The organism is Streptomyces sp. NPDC001770, from assembly GCF_053596135.1.
In genome coordinates this window covers 1-15171 of record NZ_JBSFFN010000053.1, presented here as the reverse complement: position 1 = coordinate 15171, position 15171 = coordinate 1, and the positions used below count along the sequence as shown (strand labels likewise).

Here is a 15171-nt window from a genome sequence, read left to right as displayed (position 1 = left end):
CCGGCCCCCGGCAGGAAGCAGAGAACAGACGCCGTGACAGAGGCAAGAGAAGCGATCCTCCTGGTCGGTGGGAAGGGCACCCGGCTCCGTCCCCTCACGGTCCGCACCCCGAAGCCGATGGTGCCGGCGGCGGGTGTCCCCTTCCTCACCCACCAGCTGGCCCGCGCGCGGGCGGCCGGCGTCGAGCACATCGTGCTGGCGACGTCCTATCTGGCCGAGGTGTTCGAGCCGCACTTCGGTGACGGTTCGGACCTCGGCCTGCACATCGAGTACGTCACCGAGCGCGAACCGCTGGGCACCGGCGGCGCGATACGCAACGTGGCCCACAAGCTCACCTCGGGCCCCGACGAGCCGGTGCTCATCTTCAACGGCGACATCCTCACCGGCCTGGACATCCGGGCCCTGGTGACCACGCACACCGACTCCGGCGCGGACGTCTCGCTGCACCTCACCCGGGTCGAGGACCCGCGCGCGTTCGGCCTCGTCCCCACCGACGCCTCGGGCAGGGTCACCGCCTTCCTGGAGAAGCCGCAGACGCCCGAGGAGATCGTCACCGACCAGATCAACGCGGGGGCCTACATCTTCCGCCGCTCGGTCATCGACACCATCCCCGCCGACCGGCCGGTCTCCGTCGAACGCGAGACCTTCCCCGGCCTGCTCGCCTCGGGCGCCCACCTCCAGGGCATGGTCGACTCCACCTACTGGCTCGACCTCGGCACCCCGCAGGCGTTCGTACGCGGCTCCGCCGACCTCGTCCTCGGCCGCGCCCCCTCCCCGGCCGTCCCCGGACGCTGCGGCGAACGCCTGGTGCTGCCGGGCGCGCAGGTCGCCCCGGACGCCAAACTCAGCGGCGGCACGGTCGTCGGCGAACGCGCGGTGATCGGCGAGGGCGCCCGGATCACCGGCTCGGCGGTGCTCGCAGACGCCGTGGTCGAAGCGGGGGCCGTCGTCACCGACTCCCTCGTCGGAGCCGGCGCCCGGGTCGGCAGCCGTACGGTGCTGGCCGGCGCCGTCATCGGCGACGGCGCCCGGGTCGGCGCCGACAACGAACTCCGCGACGGGGTCCGCGTCTGGTGCGACGCGGTCCTCCCGGACGGGTCGGTCCGCTTCTCCTCGGACCAGTGACGCACGCGGGCCGGTGACGCAGGCGGGCCGGTGACGCACGCGGGCCGGTGACGCAGGGGCCGGTGAGGTACGTCTCCGGGCTCCGGCGCTCCCGTCGGCCCCGGGCCCCGGAGCCGTACCCTCGGAGGGGCACGCCCCCGCACCGCCGAACCACCCGAGGACACCGACCCGTGGCAGGACGCTTCGCCCCCCGCACCGCGCGCACCGGCCTGCCCCGGCAGACACCGGCCGCCGCGCACGGGGGCGTACCCGCCGCCTCCGGGCCCGTCCCGGCACAGGCCCCGCTGACGCGGGAGTGGGCCCCGCCGGGCCCGCTCGACCTCCGCCTGGTCCTCGGGCCGCTGAGACGCGGGGCCGGCGACCCCACCTTCCGTACGACCGACGACGGCAGCGTCTGGCGGGCCACCCGCACCCCGGCGGGTCCCGGCACCCTCCGCGTCCGCGCGGTGCCCGGCGGCCGGGTCGGGGCGACCGCCTGGGGACCGGGCGCCGACTGGCTCCTCGACCAGCTGCCCGAACTGCTCGGCGCCACCGACGACCCGGACGCCTTCGAGCCGCGCCACCGGCTGCTCGCCCTCGCGCGGCACAGCCGCCCCGGGCTGCGCCTGCTGCGCACGGGACTGGTGATGGAGTCCCTGATCCCGTCGATCCTCGAACAGAAGGTCACCACCACCGAGGCCTACCGCGCCTGGCGGCTCCTGGTACGCCGCCACGGCACCCCGGCCCCCGGCCCCACCGCCGGGCTCGGGCTGCACGTCATGCCCGACGCGCGCACCTGGGCGCTGGTCCCGTCCTGGGAGTGGCACCGGGCCGGCGTCGACGCCAAGCGCTCGGCGACCGTGCTGCGCGCGGTACGGGTGGCCCGCCGCCTGGAGGAGGCGGCCGCCATGGAGCTGCCCGAGGCGAAGGCCCGGCTGGAACTGATTCCGGGCATCGGCCCGTGGACCTCCGCCGAGACCCTCCAGCGCTCCAACGGCGCCCCGGACGCGGTCACCACCGGCGACTACCACCTGCCGGGCATCGTCGGCCACGCCCTCGCGGACGACCGGCACGCCGACGACGCCCGGATGCTGGAACTGCTCGCCCCCTACGCGGGCCAGCGCCACCGCGCGACCCGCCTGATCCTTCTTTCCGGGGTGTCCCGGCCGCGCCGCGGCCCCCGGATGACCCCGGGCGACATCGCGTCGCTCTGAGAGCCCCGGCGCCCAGGGCGCCTCAGCGCACCGTCAGGAAGTCCTCCGCGTCCCGGGCCGCCCGCTCGCGCGGCGCCGTCGCGGGGCGGCCGATGGCCACCGCGCCCAGCGGGTCCCAGGTGCCGGGCAGGTCCAGTACCTCGCGCACCACGGACCGGCAGAACATCGTGGAGGAGACCCACGCCGAGCCGAGCCGCTCGCCCGCGAGCGCCACCAGGAAGTTCTGCACCCCGGCCCCGGCCGCGACCACGAACATCTCGCGCTCGGCGGTGTCCCGCCGCTCGTCCCCGTAGTGGTGCGAACCGTCCATCACCAGGCACGGCACCGCCAGGTAGGGCGCCGAGCGCAGCACGTCGCCCCGGCGCACCCGCTTCGCGATCGACTCCTCGCTCTTCCCGTCGCGCCGCAGATCGGCGATCCAGGCGTCCCGCATCGCGTCGAGCAGCCGGGTCCGCGACTCCGCGGACTCCAGCAGCACGAACCGCCAGGGCGTCGTGTGGTGCGGCGCCGGAGCGGTCACCGCGGCCGCCACCGCCCGCCGTACCGCCCCCGGGTCCACCGGGTCGTCGGTGAACTCCCGGACGGTGCGCCGCAGCGTCACCGCCTCCCGTACCGCCTCGGACGTGCCGAGCCGGAACATGTCGTCGGCGGCGCCCCGCACCAGCGCCCGCGCCCCGGTCTCCTCCCCGGGGGCGGAGGCGGAGGCTTCGCCCGAGGTGACCACGTGGCCGAGCCCGCGCACCACCGCGACGGGCAGCCCGGCCGCCTTGCCCTTCACCAGGTCTCCGGCGGCGGCCAGTTCGTCGGCGGTGGCGACCACCGTCGCGTTCAGCGGATTGCCGTACGCGTCCGTACCGCCCCGCAGGTCGTCCAGGACCCGCACCCCCGCCGCGCCGATCGCCACGTCCGTCAGCCCGGCCCGCCACGGCCGCCCGAAGGTGTCCGTGACGACGATGCCGACCTCCACGCCCAGCGTGTCCCGCAGCCCGTCCCGGATCGCCCGGGCCGAACGGTCCGGGTCCTCGGGCAGCAGCAGTACGGTCCCGGCGGGCGTGTTCGAGGCGTCCACCCCGGCGGCGGCCATCACCAGGCCCTGCCGGTTCTCGACGATGCGCAGGGTGCCGCGCCGCGCCACCACGCGCACGGTCTCCGCGTCGATGGCCGCCTCGCGGTCGGTCGCCTCCATGATCCGGCCCTCGGCCTTGGAGACGATCTTCGAGGTGACGAGCAGGACGTCGCCGTCGGCCAGCCCCGGTTCGGCGGCGCCGATCAGCTTGGCGAGATCGTCGCCGGCCCGCACCTCGGGCAGCCCGGGCAGCGCCCACACCCGGAACGAGGGAACCGCCCCCGTCTCCGCCGCGCTCACGCCCGTACCTCCTCGGCCAGCGTCAGCGCCTGACGGGCCATCTCGGCCGTGGCGTCCACGTCCGTCATCATCAGCGGCACCGCGCGGCAGCGGATGCCCGCCGCCTCCACCGTGTCCACCGCACCGGCGTCCACGGTGTCCACCAGCCAGCCGTCCAGCAGCCCGGAGCCGTAGTGCTCGGCCACCGCCGCCGCGGTCGCCTCCACGCCCACCGCGGCCAGCACCTTGTCGGCCATCCCGCGCACCGGGGCGTCACCCACGATGGGGGAGAGGCCGACGACCGGTACTCCGGCCTCGGCGATGGCCTCCCGGATGCCGGGCACCGCCAGGATCGTGCCGATGGACACCACCGGGTTCGACGGCGGGAAGACGATGACGTCGGCCGCCGCGATGGCCTCCAGCACCCCCGGGGCCGGCTTGGACTGCTCCGCGCCGACCGGCACGATCGCCCGCGCCTCCACGGACGCCCGCAGCCGCACCCAGTACTCCTGGAAGTGGATGGCCCGGCTCTCGCCGTCGATCTCCACGGCCACGTGCGTCTCGACCCGGTCGTCGGACATCGGCAGCAGCCGGACCCCCGGCTGCCAGCGGGCACACAGGGCTTCGGTGACCGCGCTGAGCGGGAAGCCGGCGCCCAGCATCTGGGTACGGACCACATGGGTCGCGAAGTCGCGGTCGCCCAGCCCGAACCAGTCCGGCCCCACGCCGTACGCCGCGAGCTCCTCCTTGAGGTGGAAGCTCTCGTCGGTACGCCCCCAGCCCTGCTCCTCGTTGATGCCACCGCCGAGGGTGTACATCACGGTGTCGAGGTCGGGGCAGACCTTCAGCCCGAACAGATGGATGTCGTCGCCGGTGTTGCCGATGACGGTGATCTCCGCGTCGGGTGCGGCCTGTTTGAGGCCACGCAGGAAACGAGCACCACCGATACCGCCGGCCAGAACCACAATGCGCATGCCCACAGTTTGTCAGCCGGGCCCACCCGTTCGCGGGGCGGGTTCTCAGGCCGGTACGGCGTCCACGGCCGCGGGTGCGCACCGCGCGGTGTGCATCGGCATCTCGGTCAGGCCGGGGAAGTACACGTGCAGGCTGACGGCGGGCGCGAGGGAGTCGTTGACCACCTCGTGGACGTACCCGGGGGCGAAGACCCGCTGGCCGTCGGTGCCGATGGCCCGGCTGCCGCGCTCGGTGCGTTCGGTCAACTCGCCGTCCAGCACGGTCAGTACGCCGGACGACGGGCCGTGGTCGTGGAGCCCGCTGCCCTGTCCGGGAACCCAGCTGAGCAGCCAGACCTCGTAACCGGGGCCGGTGCGCAGACGGTGGTACCAGCGGGTGGTGGCGTCGTACTGGACGAGCGGGGCCCACTGGGCGCGGTCGGCGGCGATGGAGCGGGCCAGGCCGGCGAACTCGGCCACGGTGGTGGGGTGTTGCTTCGGCGGCAGGAGCAGGTGCTGGACCTCGAGGAGGTCGCCGGCGATCTGCAGGTCGCTGTCGTTGTTCATGGATGCGGTGGTCCTCGGCATCGGTGGTGCGCGTGGGGGTGCGGCTCGGTGGTGGTGCTCGGGAGAGCCCGCGGGTACGCGCCGTACGGCGGTTTCCTGCGCGGGGTGCCCGGGGGCGGGGTGGTGGAGGCCCGTGGCGTCCGGCCGCTGCCGCATCCGCGCGGGGGCGCGCGGGGTACGGACGAGGAGGCGGGAACTCGGATTCAGAGCGTGAGCGCTGATCGGAGCCGGAGCCGCGAGGGCATCAACAGCAGCGACAGCTGGAACAGCAACAGCGGGCCTGGACAGCGGTGCGGAACCCACGGACGTGGGTGGCGTACATCGCGACGGTCGCTGGCATGGTGCCAAGGAGACCGGCTCGTTCCCCGCGCTGTCAACTCGGCGTCCCATTTGGCGGCAATGTTTCACCCCTTCCGGTCGCCCGGGCTGAAGAAAGGTTTGTGCACCGGCGGGGCAGGACAGGTGGCGCATCGTCCGGTCGTTCAAACCTCGCTGACGGTCTGTGACTCGTCTGTGATCTTGGTCGCTTCGGTGATCGAATCGAACCGGCGCGGAAACTCCGTTCGTCTCACTCGTTGGAGAGGTGGGCAGCGGCTGAGCCCTAGGCATATGTCACGTTTTTGGTGATTTGGTAACTTTCCGCGTATGTTTGGTTCCGCAGAGTGAATACCAGGGCCAATAGCAGAAGCTCGCTTGACCGGCTCAGAGCTACACACTTGTAATTTCACTCGTGTTGTTCGGCCGCACGGAGAGTGACGGTCACGTCACGGGGACGTAAGAGACAGACGAGGGGCGCACATGACCGAGCTGTTCCAGCAACTGCTGGTCGAGGACGCGGACGAGGAACTCGGCTGGCAGGAGCGCGCACTGTGCGCCCAGACCGATCCCGAGTCCTTCTTTCCCGAGAAGGGCGGATCGACCCGGGAGGCCAAGAAGGTCTGCCTCGCCTGCGAGGTCCGATCCGAATGCCTGGAGTACGCCCTGTCGAACGACGAGCGGTTCGGCATCTGGGGCGGCCTCTCCGAGCGGGAGCGGCGGCGCCTGAAGAAGGCCGCGATCTGACCGGTACGGCTCCGAGGGGCCCAGCCCTCCGCGACGGGCAGGCCTGACGCGCGGTCAGCCCGGCCGGCCGTACGGCTCCGCACCTTCACGACACCTCCACCGCACCGCCCCGCCGCATCCGGCGCGGCACCGGCACCGCGCCACCCGGCACGACCGCGGGGCCACCGCCGCTCCGTACGGCGCCGCCCCGACGCACCCCGCCCGTGCGCGACCTCCCGATGGCCCGTGGCCCCGACCCTTCCCCCCAGGGTCCGGACCACGGGCCATCGGCGTGACCGCACCCCGGCCCCACCCCTCCGGGCACTGCTGTCCGCACCGCCGGGCGGCCTCCATACCCTGCGCGGTGCGGCCGGGGTTCACCCGCTCGGCGCCATCGCCCCCGATCCGTACCGTTAGTGTGGGGCCCCGTCCGAGACACGCCAACGCCCCGCCGGGGCGCGCGTGTACACCGATGCAGCCTCACCGGGGGGAACGCCCCCGGAACCCGGCCGGAGGGCCCGTACCTCGATGTCCGTGCAGAGTCACCCGGCGGCGCCGAACGCGTCCGTCGCCCCAGAGTTCCCCCGGCACGTCGTCACCGCCGTGCTCGTCTCCCACGACGGCGCGCGCTGGCTGCCCGACGCGCTCGCGGGGCTGCTCGGGCAGGAGCGCCCCGTACAGAACGCCGTCGCCGCCGACACCGGCAGCGCCGACGACTCCGCGCGGCTGGTCACCGAGGCGCTGGGCGGTGACCGCGTGCTCCACCTCGCGCGCCGGACCGGCTTCGGCACCGCCGTCGACGAAGCCGTCCGCACCGCGGGCGAGCCGACCGTCGACGACCTGCCCTACCTCAAGCGCCCCAGCGGCTGGGACCCCGTCACCAGGACCTGGCGCGACGACGCCTACGACCTGCCGGAACTCCCCTACGGCGAACCCGTCCAGTGGCTCTGGCTGCTCCACGACGACTGCGCCCCCGAGCCCGACGCCCTCGCGGAACTCCTGCGCGTCGTCGACACCGACCCGCACGCCGCGATCGTCGGACCCAAGCTGCGCGGCTGGTACGACCGCCGCCAGCTCCTCGAAGTCGGCGTCACCATCGCCAACAGCGGCCGCCGCTGGACCGGACTCGACCGGCGCGAACAGGACCAGGGCCAGCACGACCAGGTCCGCACCGTCCTCTCCGTCTCCTCCGCCGGCATGCTGGTGCGCCGCGACGTCTGGGAGCAGCTCGGCGGCTTCGACCGCAGACTCCCCCTGATGCGCGACGACGTGGACCTCTGCTGGCGCGCCCACCAGGCCGGTCACCGGGTACTGGTCGCCCCCGACGCCGTGCTGCGGCACGCCGAGGCCGCCGCCCGCGAGCGCCGCCCCATCGACTGCGCCGGACGCTCCGTCGTCGGCCCGCACCGCGTCGACCGGGCCGGCGCCGTCTACGCGATGCTCGCCAACACCCCGGTCAAGAAGCTTCCCTGGGTGCTGCTCCGCCTCGTCGTCGGCACCCTGCTCCGCACCCTCGCCTACCTCGTCGGCAAGGTCCCCGGCCAGGCGATCGACGAGGTCACCGGCCTCGTCGGCACCCTGCTCCGGCCGGGCAGGATCATGGCCGCCCGCCGCGCCCGCGGCAAGGGCACCGTCGACCCGGCCGAACTCCGCTCCCTCTTCCCGCCGCCCGGCGCCACCGTTCGCGCCACCGTCGAACAGGTCGCCGGCAACTTCGGCTCCCGCTCCGACGCCGACGCCGCCGGCGGCTCGCGCCACGGAGCCGTCGAGTCCGGCCCCGGCGGCGACGACGCCGACTTCCTGGAGATCGAGCAGTTCGCCCGGCTCAAGCGGATCGGCCGCAAACCCGGCCCCGTCCTCTTCGCCCTCCTGCTCTTCGTCTCGCTGCTCGCCTGCCGCGGCCTGCTCGGCGGCGGCGCGCTCGCCGGCGGCGCCCTGCTGCCCGCGCCCGACGCCGTCTCCGACCTCTGGGGCCGGTTCGCGGACGGCTGGCACCCGGTCGTCACCGGCTCCACCGAGGCGGCCCCGCCCTACCTCGGCGTGCTCGCGGCCGTCTCGGGCCTCTTCTTCGGCTCCACCGGCTTCGCGCTGACCCTGCTGCTCGTCTGCTCGGTGCCGCTCGCCGGACTCACCGCCTACTTCGCGTCCCGGCCGCTCATCGAGTCCCGCCTGCTGCGGGCCTGGGCGAGCGTCGCGTACGCGTTCCTGCCCGCCGTGACCGGAGCGCTCGCCACCGGACGCGTGGGCACCGCCGTGCTCGCCGTGCTGCTCCCGCTGATGGCCCGCACCGCCGTCTCGGCCCACGGCCTGCGCGGCGACGGACGGGTGCGCGGCAGCTGGCGGGCCACCTGGGCCTTCACCCTGCTGCTCACCTTCACCACCGCGTTCACCCCGATCGTGTGGCCGCTCGCCGTCGTCCTCGGCCTGGGCGTGCTCGCCCTGCGCCGCCGGGACCTCGCCGCGTACGGACTCCGGTTCCTCGCCACCGCCGGCACCCCGCTGCTCGTCCTCGCCCCCTGGTCGCTGAGCCTGCTGAGCAGGCCGTCCGGCTTCCTCCGGGAGGCGGGCCTGGACCTCGGCGAGGGCACCGCCTCCGCCGTCGACCTGCTCTCGCTGAGCCCCGGCGGCCCCAAGGGCGGCGGCTCCGTCCTCTTCCTCGGCGTGGTGCTCGCCGCCCTCGCCGCCCTGCTGCGCGGCGAACGGCAGACCGCGATCCGCGCCGCCTGGGCCGCCGCGCTCGTCGGCCTGCTCTTCGCGGGCCTCAGCAACGGCTCCACCTGGGCCGGTCCCGCCACGCTCGTCTACGGAACCGCGCTGATCGCCGCCGCCCTGCTGGGCGCGGACGGGGCGCGCATCCGCGTCGCCGCCCTCAACTTCGGCTGGCGGCAGCCGGTGGCCGCGCTGATCGCGCTGGCCGCCGCCGCCGCGCCGGTGCTGGCCGCCCTCGCCTGGATGGCGGGCGGCGCCGCCGGACCGCTGGAGCGCCGCGACCCGGTGCAGGTCCCCGCGTTCGTCGCGGAGGAGAGCGTCACGGCCGACCAGCCGCGCACCCTGGTGCTCGGCGGGACCTCGGCGGGATCGGTCTCGTACACCCTGGTCCGCGGGTCCGGCGCCCGGCTCGGCGACGCCGAACTGACCGGCTCGACCGGCAGCAACAGTCACCTCGACAAGATCGTCGCCAACCTGGTCGCCGGCTCCGGCGCCGACCAGGGCCACCAGCTCAGCGGGTTCGCCGTGCGGTACGTCCTCGTACGCGACGGCGCTCCGCGCGAGATGGGCCGGGTCCTCGACGCCACCCCCGGCCTCAGCCGCCTCAGCCAGCTCGACGGCAGCGCGCTCTGGCGGGTCGACCAGGACGTCTCCCGCCTCATGATCGTCCCGGCCTCCGGTGAGGGCGAAGGCGTGATGGTCCCCTCGGGCACCGTGGAGTCCCACACCAGGATTCCGGCGGGCGAGGACGGCCGGGTGCTCCGCCTCGCCGACGCGGCCGACCCCGCCTGGCAGGCCACCCTGGACGGCAAGTCCCTCACCCGCAAGACCGTCGACGGCTGGGCGCAGGGCTTCGAGCTCCCCGCGTCCGGCGGCCGGCTCGACCTCACGTACGACACCCCGATCACGCACTCCGTGTGGATCTGGGCGCAGATCGGTCTCGCCGTGGTCCTCGTCGTCATGGCCCTGCCGGGCCGCCGCCGCGAGGTCGACGACGACCTCCCCGAGGACGCCGAAGCCGCCGCCGCGGCGGCAGCCGACGCCGCCGAGGGCGACGGACGCCGCGCCCGCAGGCTCCGCGCCGCGGCCGAGGCCGAAGCGGCCGCCGCCGAGGAGGCCGCCGATACCGCTCCCGCCGCCGGTACGGACCCGCTGCCGGACGCGCCCGGGAGCGGCGTGGACCCGGCCGCCGACGACCGGCCCGAGCCGGAGCCGTACGCCCCGGCGCAGGACGACGACCCGTACATCCCGGCGCAGGCCGGGGAGGGCGCCTACGCCCCGGCTCAGGCCGAGGGCGACGGCGCGTACGCCGCGATTCCCCAGCAGGGCTACGCGGAGTGGGACGGGCAGCAGCAGTACCAGCAGACCGAGTACGCCCCGTACCAGGCGGAGCAGTACCCGGCGGAGCAGTACCAGCCCGAGCAGTACGCGACGACGGACCAGTACGGGACCGATCAGTTCCAGCAGGTCGACCCGTACCAGCAGCAGCAACACGTCTACGACCCCTACGGCTACGGGCAGCAGCAGGAGCAGCAACAGCAGCAGTACCAGGGTTACGAGACCCAGGCCCCGTACGACCCGTACGCGGGGCAGCAGTACGGCGTCCACGACACCGACGAGCAGGTCGACCCGAACGCCCCGGACCAGGCGCCGTGGCAGACCCGTAACGCATCGCGAGGCGAGTCCGAGTGAAGTCCACCCCCCTGTCCCTCATCGCGGGCACCGTCGCCCTCGCCGCCGTCACCGGCTTCGCCGCGTTCAACGCGCCCGGCGACTCCGCACCGGCGAAGGCCGCGTCGGCGTCCAGGCTGCCCGTCGAGCGGTCCAGCCTGCTCTGCCCGGCGCCCAGCGACTCCGAGCTCGCCGAGACCGCGTACACCTCCTACACCCCGGCAGGGAAGGCGGCGAGCGGGGAGTCGGCCGCCGAGCTGAAGGAGGCGCGGCCCGTCGCGGACGGTGACACCACCACCGAGAAGTCCGAGAAGTCCGCGAAGGGCAGCAAGGCGGACAAGACCGGCAAGGACGGCGCGAGCAGCGCCGAGAAGACGGTCGTCGCGCTCAAGGAGGCCGGAAAGCCCGTCACCGCCGACGCCGACGGCGCCGACGCGCCCGCGCTGGTCGGCACCGCCACCGGCGCGCTCGCACCGGGCTGGAGCGCGCAGCAGACCACCTCGGTCGCCGCGGGATCCACCCGGGGGCTGCTCGGCGTCAGCTGCACGGCGCCCGACACGGAGTTCTGGTTCCCCGGCGTCAGCACCGCCGCCAAGGCGCAGGACTACATCCACCTCACCAACCCGGACAGCGGCGCGGCCATCGTCGACGTCCAGCTCTTCGGCCCGGACGGCGACCTCAAGGCGGACGTGGGCGACGGGATCGCGGTCCCGGCGCACTCCAGCGTGGCCATGCTGCTCTCCACCCTGACCGGCGAGGCCGTCGACGATGCCACCGCCCATGTCACCACCCGCAGCGGCCGGGTCGGCGCGGTGGTCCGGGGAGCCCGGGAGGACAGCGGGAGCGACTGGCTCACCGCCTCGGCGGACCCCTCCGCCACCGTGGTGCTGCCGGGCATCCCCGCCGACGCCACCTCGGTCCAGCTGATCGCGTACGCGCCCGGCGAGGACGACGCGGACGTCAAGGTGCAGCTGGTCGGGAAGTCGGCGACCTTCTCCCCGGCCGGCAACGACACCCTGCACGTCAAGTCGGGGATGACCGCGAGCGTCGACCTGAAGAACGTCACCCGGAAGGAGCCGGGCTCGCTGCGGCTGACCCCGGTCGAGGGCGAGCGGGCCACCCCGATCGTCGCCGCGCTGCGCGTGGTGCGGGGCACGGGCTCCGCGCAGGAGATCGCGTACATCCCGGCCACCCGGCCGGTCGGCGCCCGGGCGAGCGTGGCCGACAACCGGGCCAAGGGCTCGACCCTGTCGCTCGTCGCACCCGGCGCCACGGCCCAGGTGAAGGTCACCGCCTCGGCGGGCAGCGAGGGCGGCGAGCAGACCGTCAAGTCGTACACGGTCAAGGGCGGTACGACGCTCGCGTTCACCCCGCCCGTGCCCTCCGGCCTCAAGGGCTCGTACGCGCTGACGGTGGAGACGGAGTCCGGCGGCCCGGTCTACGCGGCCCGCACGCTCGCCCTCCCGGAGGACGGCGTGCAGATGTTCACCGTGCAGACGCTGCCGGACGACCGGGGCACGGTCGAAGTCCCGGTCGCGGTGCAGGACCTGACGGTGCTGGACGACTGACGGTGCCGGCCGGCTGACGCGGCGCCGGCCGGCTGACGCGGCGCCGGCCGGCTGACGCGGCGCCGGCCGGTGGTGCTGGACCTTTCCGGTGCGGGTGGGGCTCAGTCCTGCCCGTACCGGGGGTCCACGGACTCCGGGGAGAGCCCCAGCAGGTCCGCGACCTGCTCCACCACGACCTCGTGGACCAGCAGCGCCCGTTCGTCCCGTGACTTCGACCGGATCTCGATGGGACGCCGGTAGACGACGATCTGCGCGGGCTGCCCCTTCGTCGCCGAGACCGCGCGCCCCAGCGGCACCGTGTCCTCGGCCGTCAGCGGGACCTCCGCCACCACGAAGTCCACCTCGGCCAGCTGCGGCCACCGCCGCTCCAGGCGCTCCACCGAGTCCTGCACGAGATCGCTGAACCTCTCCGCGCGGCTCATCGACAGCGGCACCTGCGGCGGCGCCACCGGCCCGCGCATGCCGCGGCCGTGGCGGTCGCGGCGCCGGGGCCGCGGATCGGGCGAGGGCGAAGGTACGGAACTGTCCATCACCGACGCAGCGTAACCCTCCCGGCGGGGGCGGTCCGCCGCCCGGGCGCGGGGTGGCGCCACAGCACCCGCGCATCCCCCGAGAGAGTTCTCAACCTCAATTTTCCGGCCAAGTTGAGCCACTTTTCGGCCCAGCTCGTGATCACCGAATCCTCACGCCCCGCCCTTCCCGTCACCACGGAGCGCCCACGTACGCACACAAGCGGAACCTCTGTGACCAGCCGCTCTCCGCTTGCCCGCGGATCGGTACGGCCCCCGGGAGACCCGCTGCCACCGGGGACGATCAACGACACGGTGGCCCTGCCCGGGGGTGAGTCGTCGCAGCCCGCTCAAGAGTGCGGTACCGTCCAACATCGTGAGCCCTGTACGTCGCTGTTCGCGCACCGCGTGCGGCCGTCCTGCCGTCGCGACACTGACGTACGTCTATGCCGACTCGACTGCGGTCCTCGGCCCGCTCGCCACCTACGCCGAGCCCCACTGTTACGACCTGTGTGCCGAACACAGTGAGCGCCTCACCGCGCCCCGGGGCTGGGAGGTGGTCAGGCTCACCGACTCCTCCGCACCCACCCGCCACAGCGCCGACGACCTCGAAGCGCTGGCCAACGCCGTCCGCGAGGCCGCCCGCCCGCAGGACCGGGGCCAGGAGGGCACCGTCCGGGGCCCGCGCACCGCCGACCCCGTCGAGGTCGCACGCCGGGGCCACCTGCGGGTCCTGCGTTCCCCCGACTCCTGACGGCGCCCGCCCGCCTGCCGCCCGTACCGCTGGTGGGCGGCCCGTGGCGGTGTGACCCGGGCCGGGTAGTTTGGGCGCTCAGCCCAAGGGTTGTCCCGTAATCCGTGGTGGGTGCACGACACCGGCCACGACACCTCGACGCGTTGTCGGAACGTCCGCATGCACCCCGTATGCGATCGTTCATCCGCGCTGTGACGCACCGCGTCCGATGCCGAGCGACGAACCTCGACGGATCACGGGACGACCCTCAGACCCCAGGAGGACCGGCCGTGGTTGCTGATCTGTCGCAGCTCGTGAAGGCGTACGACGTGCGCGGCGTCGTACCCGACCAGTGGGACGAGCCGCTCGCCGAACTCTTCGGTGCGGCGTTCGTCCAGGTCACCGACGCGGACGCGATCGTCATCGGCCACGACATGCGCCCGTCCTCGCCCGGCCTCGCCGGTGCCTTCGCCCGGGGCGCCCGGGCGCGCGGCGCCGACGTCACGCTGATCGGCCTCTGCTCGACCGACCAGCTGTACTACGCCTCCGGGGCGTTCGGCCTGCCCGGTGCCATGTTCACGGCCTCGCACAACCCGGCGCGGTACAACGGCATCAAGATGTGCCGGGCCGGTGCCGCGCCGGTCGGCCAGGACAGCGGCCTCGCCGAGATCCGCGCCCTGGTGGAGCGCTGGTCCGAGGAGGGGGCGCCCGCCCCGGCCGCCGTCAGGGGCACGCTCACCGAGCGCGACACCCTCTCCGACTACGCCGCCCACCTGCTCGGCCTCGTGGACCTCACCGCGATCCGGCCGCTCAAGGTCGTGGTGGACGCGGGCAACGGCATGGGCGGCCACACCGTGCCGACCGTCCTCGCGGGCCTGCCGCTCGACGTCGTACCGATGTACTTCGAGCTCGACGGCACCTTCCCGAACCACGAGGCGAACCCCCTCGACCCGGCCAACATCGTCGACCTCCAGGCCCGCGTGGTCGCCGAGGGCGCAGACCTCGGGCTCGCCTTCGACGGGGACGCGGACCGCTGCTTCGTCGTGGACGAACGCGGCGCGGGCGTCTCGCCCTCCGCCGTCACCGCGCTCGTCGCCGAGCGGGAACTCGCCCGCAACGGCGGCAAGGGCACCGTCATCCACAACCTGATCACCTCGTGGTCCGTCCCCGAGGTCATCCGCGAGCACGGCGGCACCCCCGTCCGCACCCGCGTCGGCCACTCCTTCATCAAGGCCGAGATGGCCGAGCACGGCGCGATCTTCGGCGGCGAGCACTCGGCCCACTACTACTTCCGGGACTTCTGGAACGCCGATACGGGCATGCTCGCCGCCCTCCACGTCCTCGCCGCCCTCGGCGGACAGGACGGCCCGCTCTCCGCGCTGCTCGCCACCTACGACCGCTACACCGACTCCGGCGAGATCAACTCCACCGTCGCCGACCAGGCGGCCCGCCTCACGGCGATCCGCGCCGCGTACGACGACCGCGAGGACGTGACCTTCGACGAGCTGGACGGCCTCACGGTCGCCACCGCCGACTGGTGGTTCAACGTCCGCGCCTCCAACACCGAACCGCTGCTGCGCCTGAACGTCGAAGCCCGCGACGAGGCCACGATGGCGGCGGTACGGGACGAGGCCCTGGCCCTCATCCGGGGATAACACACAGGGGGCGGGGGGTCGCGGTCCAGACCTCCAGACGGAACGCCTGGGCGCCCGTACCGGTGCGCCAGGGCGCGGGGGTTCCCGGCAGGCCGCCCTGCG

General features: G+C 74.1%; 11 protein-coding genes. 7 read left to right on the top strand and 4 right to left on the bottom strand.

From position 1 onward, the window contains the following. The first annotated feature begins 33 nt into the window (after positions 1 to 33). Both ACWCSV_RS31595 and ACWCSV_RS31590 read left to right on the top strand, forming a co-directional pair. On the top strand, positions 34 to 1125 hold the full coding sequence (locus ACWCSV_RS31595) for a sugar phosphate nucleotidyltransferase (RefSeq protein WP_451148141.1): 1092 nt from the start codon (positions 34 to 36) through the stop codon (positions 1123 to 1125). A gap of 170 nt (positions 1126 to 1295) precedes the next feature. Continuing rightward, a complete protein-coding gene (locus ACWCSV_RS31590; RefSeq protein ID WP_451148139.1) occupies positions 1296 to 2318 on the top strand; it encodes a DNA-3-methyladenine glycosylase family protein in 1023 nt (340 codons plus the stop codon). Positions 2319 to 2340: 22 nt separating this feature from the next. Here the strand turns inward: ACWCSV_RS31590 and ACWCSV_RS31585 are convergent, their stop codons facing one another. Genes ACWCSV_RS31585 through ACWCSV_RS31575 form a run of 3 tightly spaced genes read right to left on the bottom strand, consistent with a single transcriptional unit; the run spans position 2341 to position 5183 of the window. Then, the gene (locus tag ACWCSV_RS31585; RefSeq protein ID WP_451148137.1) at positions 2341 to 3684 is read right to left on the bottom strand and encodes a coenzyme F420-0:L-glutamate ligase; all 1344 of its coding nucleotides are present in this window, start codon (positions 3682 to 3684) and stop codon (positions 2341 to 2343) included. After that, a complete protein-coding gene (gene cofD / locus ACWCSV_RS31580) occupies positions 3681 to 4637 on the bottom strand; it encodes a 2-phospho-L-lactate transferase (protein WP_451148135.1) in 957 nt (318 codons plus the stop codon). Before cofD ends, ACWCSV_RS31585 begins: the two co-directional genes overlap by 4 nt. A 45-nt stretch (positions 4638 to 4682) precedes the next feature. Further along, a complete protein-coding gene (locus tag ACWCSV_RS31575; protein ID WP_451148133.1) occupies positions 4683 to 5183 on the bottom strand; it encodes a cysteine dioxygenase in 501 nt (166 codons plus the stop codon). A 798-nt stretch (positions 5184 to 5981) separates the two neighbouring features. Between ACWCSV_RS31575 and ACWCSV_RS31570 the strand changes: the two genes are divergently transcribed. The 3 genes from ACWCSV_RS31570 (at position 5982) to ACWCSV_RS31560 (ending at position 12172) form a co-directional block, all read left to right on the top strand. Beyond that, on the top strand, positions 5982 to 6245 hold the full coding sequence (locus tag ACWCSV_RS31570; protein WP_003968728.1) for a WhiB family transcriptional regulator: 264 nt from the start codon (positions 5982 to 5984) through the stop codon (positions 6243 to 6245). A gap of 507 nt (positions 6246 to 6752) precedes the next feature. After that, entirely contained in the window at positions 6753 to 10625 is a 3873-nt protein-coding gene (locus ACWCSV_RS31565; protein WP_451148131.1) for a glycosyltransferase, read from the top strand. Further along, entirely contained in the window at positions 10622 to 12172 is a 1551-nt protein-coding gene (locus ACWCSV_RS31560; protein WP_451148129.1) for a DUF5719 family protein, read from the top strand. Before ACWCSV_RS31565 ends, ACWCSV_RS31560 begins: the two co-directional genes overlap by 4 nt. A gap of 101 nt (positions 12173 to 12273) precedes the next feature. Here ACWCSV_RS31560 and ACWCSV_RS31555 read toward each other — a convergent pair whose 3' ends face one another. Continuing rightward, the gene (locus ACWCSV_RS31555) at positions 12274 to 12702 is read right to left on the bottom strand and encodes a metallopeptidase family protein (RefSeq protein WP_451148127.1); all 429 of its coding nucleotides are present in this window, start codon (positions 12700 to 12702) and stop codon (positions 12274 to 12276) included. Positions 12703 to 13012: 310 nt separating this feature from the next. Here ACWCSV_RS31555 and ACWCSV_RS31550 point away from each other — a divergent pair, with 310 nt between their 5' ends. Beyond that, a complete protein-coding gene (locus ACWCSV_RS31550; RefSeq protein ID WP_451148125.1) occupies positions 13013 to 13435 on the top strand; it encodes a DUF3499 domain-containing protein in 423 nt (140 codons plus the stop codon). A 269-nt stretch (positions 13436 to 13704) separates the two neighbouring features. Continuing rightward, a complete protein-coding gene (locus ACWCSV_RS31545) occupies positions 13705 to 15069 on the top strand; it encodes a phosphomannomutase/phosphoglucomutase (protein ID WP_451148123.1) in 1365 nt (454 codons plus the stop codon). Positions 15070 to 15171 lie beyond the last annotated feature (102 nt).

Excerpts from the sequence above, each read along its gene's own strand:
- cofD (WP_451148135.1), bottom strand. The coding sequence starts at position 4,637 with ATGCGCATTGTGGTTCTGGCCGGCGGTATCGGTGGTGCTCGTTTCCTG.
- ACWCSV_RS31575 (WP_451148133.1), bottom strand. The coding sequence starts at position 5,183 with ATGAACAACGACAGCGACCTGCAGATCGCCGGCGACCTCCTCGAGGTC.
- ACWCSV_RS31570 (WP_003968728.1), top strand. The coding sequence starts at position 5,982 with ATGACCGAGCTGTTCCAGCAACTGCTGGTCGAGGACGCGGACGAGGAA.
- ACWCSV_RS31565 (WP_451148131.1), top strand. The coding sequence starts at position 6,753 with ATGTCCGTGCAGAGTCACCCGGCGGCGCCGAACGCGTCCGTCGCCCCA.
- ACWCSV_RS31555 (WP_451148127.1), bottom strand. The coding sequence starts at position 12,702 with ATGGACAGTTCCGTACCTTCGCCCTCGCCCGATCCGCGGCCCCGGCGC.